Genomic DNA, 346 nt, shown 5'->3' with positions numbered 1-346 from the left:
ATTCGAACCCCCGCGCGACTCTCGCCGCCTGTCGGTTTTCAAGACCGATCCCTTCAGCCGAACTTGGGTATACCTCCGAGATATATACGTCTAATGGTGGACCTTGTAGGACTCGAACCTACGACCGGACGGTTATGAGCCGTCTGCTCTAACCAGCTGAGCTAAAGGTCCTTTATGGTAGCGGCGGAGGGGATCGAACCCCCGACCTCACGGGTATGAACCGTACGCTCTAGCCAGCTGAGCTACACCGCCATAAATGATATTAATATAAGTGGAGCCTAGCGGGATCGAACCGCTGACCTCCTGCGTGCAAGGCAGGCGCTCTCCCAGCTGAGCTAAGGCCCCA

The 346-nt window shown here is 56.4% G+C and carries 3 tRNA genes; all 3 read right to left on the bottom strand.

The window, feature by feature from the left end:
- Positions 1 to 94: 94 nt before the first annotated feature.
- The 3 genes from HFD78_RS29140 to HFD78_RS29130 all read right to left on the bottom strand — a co-directional run bounded on the left by HFD78_RS29140 (position 95) and on the right by HFD78_RS29130 (position 345).
- Positions 95 to 171, bottom strand: a tRNA-Ile gene (locus HFD78_RS29140).
- 4 nt (positions 172 to 175) lie between these two features.
- Positions 176 to 252 (bottom strand) — tRNA-Met (locus tag HFD78_RS29135).
- A gap of 20 nt (positions 253 to 272) precedes the next feature.
- Positions 273 to 345: transfer RNA gene (locus HFD78_RS29130), tRNA-Ala, on the bottom strand.
- Position 346 lies beyond the last annotated feature (1 nt).

The sequence above is a fragment of the Bacillus sp. EKM501B genome (genome assembly GCF_011800505.1).
Lineage (GTDB): Bacteria > Bacillota > Bacilli > Bacillales > Bacillaceae_G > Bacillus_A > Bacillus_A cereus.
Note: the sequence above shows the minus strand (reverse complement) of the source record. Positions and strands in the feature narration are given on the sequence as shown.